This is a genomic window from Corallococcus sp. CA053C (genome assembly GCF_003611675.1).
Lineage (GTDB): Bacteria > Myxococcota > Myxococcia > Myxococcales > Myxococcaceae > Corallococcus.
The window spans coordinates 1-9,319 of record NZ_RAWA01000390.1 but is presented as its reverse complement, the minus strand read 5'-3'; the positions used below and the strand labels follow the sequence as shown (position 1 = coordinate 9,319).

Below are 9,319 nucleotides of genomic sequence, written 5' to 3'. Positions count from 1 at the left end.
GGGCTGGGCGCGTGGGAGGCACCGGGGCGGGGCGCGCGGATGCTGGCGGCGTACCGGCTGCTGCGCACGGCGCTGGGCTTGGGGGAGGCGTCTCGCGCGCCGTACAACCTGCTGGCCACGCGGGACTGGATGATGCTCGTGCCCCGGAGCCGCGCGGAGCACCTGGGCGTCAACGTCAACGCGCTGGGGTTCGCGGGCTCGCTGCTGGTGCGCACGCCGGAGCAGTTCGACGCGGTCGCGGCGCTGGGACCCCTGGAATTGCTGCGCCAGGTTGCGGGCGTCGCTCCGTAGAGGAGGAGACGCAAGCGGCTCAGCCGCAGCGTTCCCCTGTCAGCGCGCACCGGCCTGACGCGCAGGGGGTGAACGGCTGACTCACGCAGCCGGACGCGGGACAGGCGCAGGTGGTGACGTGGTGACTGGTGGCATCACAGCACGGCCCATAGCTGATTTCACCGGGCCCCGGGCCCGCGTCCAGCTCCGTGCCGGCGTCGGTGCCGCCATCGGTGCTGCCGCCATCGGTGGAGGAGCCAGCGTCCGTGGAGGAGCCGGCATCCGTCCCGCTCCCTGCGTCCTCGAATCCGTCCGCGCCAGCGTCCTCGCCGAAGCCGTCGCAGGACTGACTGCGCGACTCCGAGCAGGTGCCGGCCGCGCAGGCCCGGAAGGAGGACGGGCAGCCGTCTGAGGAGTCGCAGGGGCAGGTGTCCACCTGGCCGGAGACGCAGCAGACGGCCCACGTCACCTCACCCAGCGGATCCGGGCCTTCGTACAGCGGGTCGAAGCAGCCCGTGCCGAGCAGGGCGAACACGGCGGCGGTGATCAGTCGGTTCACGTGCGGTTGGGACACCCGACGGGCGCGGTCTGGGACATGCCGTCGGGGCGCGGCTAGTATCCCACACCCTTTTGCAGGTGCGATGTCCCAGGCCACCGGGCCCGGGTGTCTCAACGTCGGACAGGAAGGTCGGACACGCGGATGGCGAGCGGGCTCGGTGCGGAGGAGCTCAGGGAGCTCTACGAGCGCTTTGCGCCCGTGGTGCACCGTCGCGCGCTCGCGCTCCTGGGAAGGGACGCCGACGCGTGGGACATCGTGCAGGAGGTCTTCGAGCGCATGTTGACGGCGGGCGCGCGGTTCCGACGGGAGGCCCGTCCCATGACGTACGTGTACCGCGTCACCACCAACCTGTGCCTCAACGCGCTGCGCACGCGCCGCTCGCGCGAGCCGAAGCTCCCGGAGCGTGAAGAGGCCGCGACCCTCACCCCCAGCCAGTGGGAGGCCGCCGACTTCATCCGCCACCTGGTGGGCCGGATGGGCGAGCGCGAGCTGGAGGTGGCCACGCTGCACTTCTTCGACGGGCTGACGCAGGAGGCAATCGCCCAGATGCTGGACGTGTCGCGGAAGACCATCGTCCGGGACCTGGAGTCCATCCGGAAGAAGGCCGCGGAGCTGGGGCGGCTCCCGGAAGCAGCGGAGGCGGACCGTGGCTGAGCACCTCTCGCGGTTGGAGCTGGACGAGTGGCTGGCGGGGCTGGATCCGTCGGGCCGCATGGGCGTGCACGTGGCGTCCTGCGCGGCGTGCGGACAGCTCGCGGAAGGGATGCGGCAGGCGCGTGAGGAGAGCCTGCGAGCGCCCCGGTCGGCGGCGGTGTTCGCGAAGCTGGAGGCGAAGCGGGCTCGACCGGCCCGGGCGCGTTGGAGCTGGAGTTGGGGAGGACCGCTGGTGGCCGCGCTGGCCGTGGGGCTCGCGCTGATCATCCATGTGCCGCGGGGCACGGAGGACGGCGTGCGGCTGAAGGGGAGCGTGGCGCTGAGCCTCCTGTCCGAGGGAGGCGCGCCAGTGACGAGCGCGAAGCCGGGCGAGCGCGTGACGCTGGCGGTGGGCACCGGCCCGTACCGGAACGTGCTGGTGCTCGCGGTGGACGAGGCCGGCGCGGTGGAGGTGCTCTGGCCCCAGGGCGGACAGACGAGCGGCACGGTGGAGCCAGGAGCCCAGGTGCGTCTGTCACCGGCGCTGGAGGTGACGCCGGGTTCGGTGGCGGTGCAGGCGTTCTTCTCGGATGCGCCCATGCGCGCGGAGGACGCGCGGGCGGTGCTCACGGCGCGCATCGCCGAGGCCCGGACGAAGGGACAGGAACCGCTGGAGGTGGCGACACCCGAAGGCATCGGGAAGGCGAGTGCCCACGCGGTCCTGCGGGTCGCCCGATGACGAGGCGATGCGCCATGGCGTGGCTTCCTTCGTTCGACCTCCGGAGCGGGAAGTGCGCGCGCGGTGATGAAGAGCGCTCCATGACACGGCTCTTCATCACAGGGGCGTGGCTCCTCGCGATCCTCTGCGTGCTCGTAGGCCCGCTCGCGGCCTTCGCGGAGGAAGCCCCGCGCCGCTGGGCGCTGGTCGTGGGGGAGAACCAGGGACTGCCCGGCGAGGAGCGCCTGCGCTTCGCGGAGTCCGACGCGCGGCGGATGCGCGAGGTCCTCCAGGAAGTGGGCACGGTGCCCGCGGAGCGCACCGTCACGTTGCTGGGCACGGATGCCGCGACGCTGCGCGAAGCCCTCTCGCGCTTCCAGGCGCGGCTGTCCTCCGAGGCCTCGTCGCGCGACTGGCTGGTGCTCTACATCTCCTCGCACGCGGGCGACGGCAGCCTGCACCTGCGCGGCACCGAGCTGCCGATGCGCGAGCTGGTGGACTTCCTCAAGGCTGCCCCGGTGGGCGTGGGGCTGCTCATCCTGGATTCGTGTCGCTCCGGACTCGCCACGCGCCTGAAGGGGCTCAAGCCCGCTGGCACGGCCATCGCCATGGAGGCGGCGGAGCTGGAGGGCCGCGTCGTCATCAGCGCGTCGGGTGCGGACGAATACGCGCAGGAGTCGGACGCGCTGCAGGGCTCCTACTTCACGCACCACCTGGCGGCGGGGCTGCGCGGCGCGGCGGATGTGTCCCGGGACGGACGCGTCACGCTGGAAGAGGCCTACCGCTACGCCTACGCGCGCACGCTGGAGTCCACCCTCGTCTCACCCGGAGGCTTGCAGCGCCCCACGTTCCGGATGGACCTGCGGGGACGCGGGGAGCTGATCCTCTCCGAACCGCAGCAGGCGCGCGGACGGCTGACGCTCGACGTGAAGGCGCCGGGCCGCTGGCTGGTCCTCTCCTCGGAGAGCGGCACGCTCGTGGCGGACCTGGAGAAGGGCGAGGGCCCCACGACGCTGGCGGTGGCCCCGGGGGCGTACCGGATCCTCCTGCGCGCGGACGAGGGCTTCCTGGAGCGCGCCGTGACGGTGCCCCTCGACGGAAGCGCCTCCGTGGGCGGAGCCCCCCTGGAGCAGGCCGCGCGGTCGCGGCTCGCGCGCAAGGGTGGGCCAGGGTCCACGCTGCTGCTCGCGGTGGGGCCGTCGTTGACGTCTGGGATTGTCGCGGGCCTGCCGTTCATCGCGGGCCTGGACGTGCGCCTGGAGCGCGAGGGCCGCCTGCTGACGGGATTCGACACGGCGGGGATGGGCCTCGCGGTCCGGCGGGGGGCGGGCCAGCGGGAGCCCTTCCGTCAGACGGAGCTGGAGTGGCGGCTGGGCGCCGGGCCGCACTGGAAGCACGGCCCGTGGACGTTCACCGGAATGCTGGAGGCCGGGGCGTTGGCCGTCTTCCAGAGCGGGCTTCCCTCCGCTGAGACGCGCTTCGGTCTGGAGCCCCTGGCGCTCGTGTCCGGCGGCGTGCGGCTGGCCGAGCGGGGCGGGGTGTCGGCGGTGCTGAGCACCTCCGTCGGGGGCGTGGTGGCGCGGAGGGACTCGGGCGTGTCGCTGGTGCCCAGGGCCTCCGCCTCCCTGATGGTGGGCTTCGCGCTCTAGGCGCTCTCCTCGCTACAAGCCGCTGGAGGATGCGTCCTTCGCGGACGGGTGGAAGTACTTTCCAAGCTGCTCCAGCCTCGGAGTGCCGCCGTTGCCCCGGACCTTGCCCGTCCGCTTCGTGTTCGACTTGAACCAGTCGTACCAGAGCCGGGTCATGTCGGCTCCGGTGGGCTCCAGCACCTCGGCGATGTGCAGGATGAGCTGCCCCTTCTTGTCATACTTCGACCAGAGCGACTCCTTGTAGTCGATGACCCGATCATCCTTCACCCAGGAGTCGAGGACCCACAGCGCGTCCGCCTTGCTCTGGATCAATACGAACGAGTGACTGATGTCCTGGAGCTGCGCGAAGGCAATGACATAGCCGCCGAAGTTCGCGATGCACGTGGCCAGGGCGTAGGACGCGAGGTCATCGCAATTGCCGCCCTTGTACTTCCCCACGAAGGAGGCCATGAGCCCGCTGTCAATCCACCAGTCCACCGCGCCCGGGTCATAATCGGTCATGTGGAAGGTCTGCGCCTCCTCCGCGTCGATCTTCTTCGCGATGCCGCTGTAGTACGACTTCACGTTCGAGTCGTCCCACGTCGCGTGGTTGTTGAGGGCCGGGAAGGGCTTCATCATCGCGCTGACCTCGCCCGCGATCTTCAAGGCCTGGTCCGTGGAACCATCGCCGCGAACCAACCCATTCAGGGTCATGACCGTGGACAGGGCGTTCTTGCTGGTGAGCGGGTCATGAAACCGGACGACAACACGGCTGTCTTTGCTGATCTCGAACATGGCAGGGCCTCGTTCAACCGAAGCTACTCCATCCGCGGGGGCCCGGCCCGCCGGTCGACAGCCCTACAAGACGACGAGTGCGATGGCCAGCAGCGGCAGCGCGCCCTGCATGATGCTGGCCCGCAGGAAGCGGCGGTTGTTGCTCACCAGCACCAGGGCCGCCGCCAGCATGCACCCGCAGCCGAACAGCACGGCCGTGACGCCCGACGTGACGGCCGTGGTGTGCACGAGCGCCACGCCCACGAACACGCCCACGGCGAGGAACAGGTTGTAGAAGCCCTGGTTGAGCGCCATCGACTTCATCACGTCCGCCTCCGCCTGCGACTTCAGCCCGAAGCGCTTCCACACCTTCGGCCGCGTGAAGAGGATGCTCTCCATCACGAAGAACAACACGTGGATGAGCGCGGCGATGACAGCGAAGACCTGTGCCAGTGGCGACATGATGACTCCCCTCCCGGGATGGTTTATTCTGTACCAGTCAGTTCCGAATCTATATTGAAACGGTCGGTACAGAATTGTCAAGGAGGGTGACGTGGCGCGGACGCGTGCGTTCGACGAGACGGTAGCGGTGAGGGCGGCGCTGGGGGTGTTCTGGTCGCGGGGCTACGAGGCCACGTCGCTGGCGGACCTGGAGGCCGCGACGGGGCTGAACCGCTCCAGCCTGTACCAGGCGTTCGACAGCAAGCGGGCGCTGTTCGCGCGCGCCGTCGCGCTGTACCTGCGGGAGGTCATCGCGCCCCGGCTGACGGTGTTCGCCACCGGCACGCCGGGCCTGGAGCAGGTGACGACGTACTTCGAGGCGCTCGCGACGACGATGGGCACCGCGCCGCCGGCCCTGACGCGGCGGGGCTGCCTGCTGGTGAATACGGCGACGGAGCTGGCCCCGCATGACGCCGAGGCCCACCAGGCGGTGGAGGACTACCGGGCCCTGCTGCACGGGCACCTGACGCGGGCGCTGGAGGGCGCGGCGAAGGCGGGTGTGATGCCTCGCAAGACGGTGGCCCGCCGGGTGGAGTTGCTGGTGGGGTCCGTCATCGGCGTGCTCGTCACGGCGCGGGTGGACCCCGCCGCCGCGGCGAAGCTGGCGCGGGCGGCGGCGAGCGAGGCAGCGGGCTGGGCCGGGTAGGAAGGGGCCGGGCTTGTCCGGCCGTTGAAGACTGCTACAAGGGCGCGCGTTACCCCCCGAGGCGCCCGTGCCTCCGTCCCCCGAGGCCCCGATGGACTTCTCCGCGCTCGCGCTGTCACCCCCGCTGCTCCAGGTGTTGGAGGAGCTGGAGTTCCGCACCGCCACCCCCATCCAGGCGCAGACCATCCCGGTGCTGTTGCAGGGCAAGGACCTGGTGGGCCAGGCCCGCACGGGCAGCGGGAAGACGGCGGCGTTCGCGCTGCCCATCCTGCAGAAGATCCAGCTCACCCAGGACCGCCGCCTCCAGGCGCTGGTGCTCTGTCCGACGCGCGAGCTGTGCGCGCAGGTGGCCGGAGAAATCCGCCGGCTGGCGCGGCGGCTGAACGGCGTGCAGGTGCTGGCGCTCGCGGGCGGGTCGCCCATCAAGCCGCAGGTGGAGGCGCTGGAGAAGGGCGTGCACATCGCCGTGGGGACGCCCGGGCGCATCCTCGACCTGTTGGATCGCGAGGTGCTGGACACGCGCTCGCTGGCCACGGTGGTGCTGGATGAAGCGGACCGGATGCTGGACATGGGCTTTCGCGAGGACATGGAGCGCGTGCTGAGCGCGACGCCCTTGAAGCGGCAGACGGTGCTCTTCTCCGCGACGTTCCCGGACGACATCGAGAAGCTGAGCCGCGCGTTCCAGAAGGACCCGGTGCGGGTGTCGTTGGCGCAGGAAGAGGCCGCGCCGGACATCCAGCAGGTGGCGTACGCGTGTCAGCCGGAGGAGAAGCTGGGGGTGCTCCTGCGCCTCCTGAAGCAGCACCAGCCGGCGTCCGCCATCGTGTTCTGCAACTTCAAGGCGGTGGTGGTGGAGCTGACGCGCGAGCTGGTGAAGGCGGGCGTGAGCGCGGACGGGTTGCAGGGGGACCTGGAGCAGTTCGACCGGGACCGGGTGATGGCGAAGTTCCGCAATCACAGCACCCGCGTGCTGGTGGCCACGGACGTGGCGGGCCGGGGCATCGACGTGGAGGCGCTGGACGCGGTGGTGAACTACGAGATGCCCCAGCAGCCGGAGGCCTACGTGCACCGCATCGGGCGCACGGGGCGCGCGGGCTTGCGCGGGCTGGCCATCTCGCTGGTGACGCGCTCGGACAGCCGCAAGGTGGAGGACATCGAGGGCACCACGGGCGTGAAGTTGGAGAAGGGCGACGTGGACGCGCTGGTGCCGGAGAACATGCCGGGCGTGTCGCTCATCTCCGGCTGGGAGACGCTGTCCATCTCCGCCGGGCGCAAGGACAAGATGCGGCCCGGAGACATCCTGGGCGCGCTCACGGGCGAGGCCGGCGGGTTGGCCGCGACGGACGTGGGCAAGATAGAGATCCACGACCACCACGCCTTCGTCGCCGTCTCCAAGCGCGTGGTGAAGGTGGCGTTCCAGCGCCTGAGCGAAGGGCGCATCAAGGGCCGCAAGCACCGCATCGAGCGGGTGAAGTAGCTCGGGCCCCTCAGCCCGGTGCGCTCTTGCGCTCGGTCCAGGACGGAGGCGTCGCTTCCGCGTGCTTCGCCAGCGCTTCGGCGATCTGCGCTTCCTTCCAGCCTGGATCCAACACGGGGCAGAAGTAGCCCGGGCCCGCGCGCTCGCGCACCGCCCAGGCGAAGAAGTCCTGCGCCAGGGTGTGCACCTCCTCCGGGAGGAAGAGGGCCGCGACGTCGTACTCAGTGAAGCGCAGCAGGCCCGGCACGCGCCACTCACGCTCCCAGTCGAAGCGGTAGCTGTAGGGTGCGTTGTGCGCGTCCCCCTGGATGTCCACGAAGGGCGTCACCGCCCACACCGGCTCCTTGTGCGGCTCCTTCGCCGCCAGCGCCTGGTCCAACTGGTGCTTCATCGCCAGGTGCGCCGGGGAGCCGTATTGCACGTACCAGACGGGCCCTCCGCCTTGCGACAGGATGAAGCTCTTGCGGAAGGCGATGCCGTACAGGCTCCGGCGCTGCACCAGCCTGCCGAGCTGATCGATGGGGATCTCGCTGAAGCACACCGAACGGCTCCGGTCCGCCACCTTCGCCTCCCGCCGCGCGATGCCAAAACCCTCCGCGCCCGGGATGAGCGTGCGCGCTCCCAGGATGCTCATCATGTTCTGGTAGGCGTCGTGGTACGGGGGCCCGGGCTTCGTGAAGTGCACCACGAAGTCAGACATGTCCCGCCACTGCGCATTCGCCTGATACCCGAGCATCGACCCGAAGACCCCCACCCGAGTCTCCCGGCCCGGTCACCCGGGTGCAACACGACGTGCCAGGTTGTCTGCGTGCCTGCCTGCAAGACAGACAGGCAGCCCGCGTCAGGGCTGGGGACCGGGGGCGGGGACCCTCGGCCGCGACAGCTGCATCAGCGCGAGCCCCGCGAGCACGGCCAGGGAGGCGACCGCCGCCTCGCGTGCGCTCGCGCCGAAGGCCACCAGCGTCAGGCCCAGCAGCAGCGTGGGCACCGCGAGCAGCGCGTGCGCCGGCCGCAGGTCCCGCTCCCGCCGCAACGACAGCACCGCGAGCGCGGCGGCGGTGACACCGAATTGCATCAGCACCGCGATGGCGGAGAGGGCGAAGAGCTCCGACAGGTCCCCCAGGTTCACGAACCCCATCACCAGCACCCACGTCATCGCGAGCGCCCGCATCGGCACGCCCGACTCCGACATGCGCTCCAGCCCGAACAGAGAGCGCTCCCCGGAGGCCAGCGCGGAGAGGTAGCGCGGCGTCGTCACCAGCATCCCCAGGCAGATGCCCAGCGCGGACACGCTCGTGCCCGCGGACACCAGCCGCTCCAGCCCCGCGCCGCCCCAGACGCTCGCCGCCTGCACCAGGGGCGCCGTCGACTGCGCAAGCCCTGGCAAGGCCGCCACGCAGGCCCACGTCAGGCCCACGTACAGCAGCGCCGACACCAGCAGCGAACCCACCGTGGCCAGGGGCACCGCGCGCTCCGACGAGCGCACCTGTCCCGCGATGACCGGGACGATTTCAAACCCCTGGTAGGCGAACATCACCGCGAGCCCCGCCTTCAGCCAGGACCCTCCCGTGGCGGGCAGGGGGGGCGGCACCTGCCCGGCGGTCGGCAGGAAGAAGAAGGCTCCCAGCAGCGCGGCCAGGGGCACCAGCTTGGCCACGGTGAGCGTCGTCCACGTCCGCGCCGACACGCGGATGCCGGAGGCCACCAGCGCCGTGAGCGACGTCACCAGCGCGGAGGCCAGCAGCCGCTCGCCCACGGGCCCGGCCAGGCCCACCGACGGCGCCAACGCCCGCGCCAGGCCCGCCATCACCGCGGACGTGCTCAGGAAGGCGCTGACATAGGCCACCCACCCGACGAGGAACGACGCGCGCTCGCCGAACGCCGCGCGCGCGAAGACCACGGGCCCGCCGTCCGCGTCGAACCGCCGCCCGAGCACCGCGAACGCGAGCGCCACCGGCACCAGCGCCAGGCCCGTCAGCGCGAAGGCCCACACCGCGGACATCCCGGGGGCTTGGGCGGCGACCTCCGCCGGCGCGAAGAAGATGCCGACGCCCACGATGCCGTTGACGCCCAGGGCCAGCAACTGGAAGGGACCGACGGTGCGGTGGGGGAG

10 protein-coding genes and 1 pseudogene are annotated in these 9,319 nt (G+C 71.1%); 6 read left to right on the top strand and 5 right to left on the bottom strand.

The features are described from left to right. Nucleotides 1-291 (top strand): annotated as a pseudogene (locus tag D7V97_RS34705) (ATP adenylyltransferase); the annotation flags it as partial. A 19-nt stretch (nucleotides 292-310) separates the two neighbouring features. Here D7V97_RS34705 and D7V97_RS34700 read toward each other — a convergent pair. After that, nucleotides 311-829 (bottom strand): hypothetical protein, encoded by a 519-nt coding sequence (locus D7V97_RS34700; RefSeq protein WP_120614911.1) that lies wholly within the window; start codon nucleotides 827-829, stop codon nucleotides 311-313. A 141-nt stretch (nucleotides 830-970) separates the two neighbouring features. Between D7V97_RS34700 and D7V97_RS34695 the strand changes: the two genes are divergently transcribed. The 3 genes from D7V97_RS34695 to D7V97_RS34685 all read left to right on the top strand — a co-directional run bounded on the left by D7V97_RS34695 (nucleotide 971) and on the right by D7V97_RS34685 (nucleotide 3,829). Continuing rightward, nucleotides 971-1,483 carry an RNA polymerase sigma factor gene (locus tag D7V97_RS34695; protein WP_120614910.1) on the top strand — a complete coding sequence of 171 codons (513 nt, stop codon included), beginning with the start codon at nucleotides 971-973 and terminating at the stop codon, nucleotides 1,481-1,483. Then, the gene (locus D7V97_RS34690; protein ID WP_120614909.1) at nucleotides 1,476-2,201 is read left to right on the top strand and encodes a hypothetical protein; all 726 of its coding nucleotides are present in this window, start codon (nucleotides 1,476-1,478) and stop codon (nucleotides 2,199-2,201) included. Before D7V97_RS34695 ends, D7V97_RS34690 begins: the two co-directional genes overlap by 8 nt. 80 nt (nucleotides 2,202-2,281) lie before the next feature. Then, a complete protein-coding gene (locus tag D7V97_RS34685; RefSeq protein ID WP_158623520.1) occupies nucleotides 2,282-3,829 on the top strand; it encodes a caspase family protein in 1,548 nt (515 codons plus the stop codon). 12 nt (nucleotides 3,830-3,841) lie between these two features. Here the strand turns inward: D7V97_RS34685 and D7V97_RS34680 are convergent, their stop codons facing one another. Continuing rightward, nucleotides 3,842-4,603 carry a hypothetical protein gene (locus D7V97_RS34680; protein WP_120614907.1) on the bottom strand — a complete coding sequence of 254 codons (762 nt, stop codon included), beginning with the start codon at nucleotides 4,601-4,603 and terminating at the stop codon, nucleotides 3,842-3,844. A gap of 63 nt (nucleotides 4,604-4,666) precedes the next feature. Then, entirely contained in the window at nucleotides 4,667-5,044 is a 378-nt protein-coding gene (locus D7V97_RS34675; protein WP_120614906.1) for a DUF1304 domain-containing protein, read from the bottom strand. 91 nt (nucleotides 5,045-5,135) lie between these two features. Between D7V97_RS34675 and D7V97_RS34670 the strand changes: the two genes are divergently transcribed. Then, nucleotides 5,136-5,729 (top strand): TetR/AcrR family transcriptional regulator, encoded by a 594-nt coding sequence (locus D7V97_RS34670; RefSeq protein ID WP_120614905.1) that lies wholly within the window; start codon nucleotides 5,136-5,138, stop codon nucleotides 5,727-5,729. A 91-nt stretch (nucleotides 5,730-5,820) separates the two neighbouring features. After that, nucleotides 5,821-7,206 (top strand): ATP-dependent RNA helicase DbpA, encoded by a 1,386-nt coding sequence (gene dbpA, locus D7V97_RS34665; RefSeq protein WP_120614904.1) that lies wholly within the window; start codon nucleotides 5,821-5,823, stop codon nucleotides 7,204-7,206. 10 nt (nucleotides 7,207-7,216) lie between these two features. Here dbpA and D7V97_RS34660 read toward each other — a convergent pair whose 3' ends face one another. Next, a complete protein-coding gene (locus tag D7V97_RS34660) occupies nucleotides 7,217-7,906 on the bottom strand; it encodes an abortive infection system antitoxin AbiGi family protein (RefSeq protein ID WP_233583409.1) in 690 nt (229 codons plus the stop codon). A gap of 141 nt (nucleotides 7,907-8,047) precedes the next feature. Next, nucleotides 8,048-9,319, bottom strand: a 1,272-nt coding sequence (locus D7V97_RS34655; RefSeq protein ID WP_233583408.1) for an APC family permease, incomplete at its 5' end; no start/stop codon positions are given.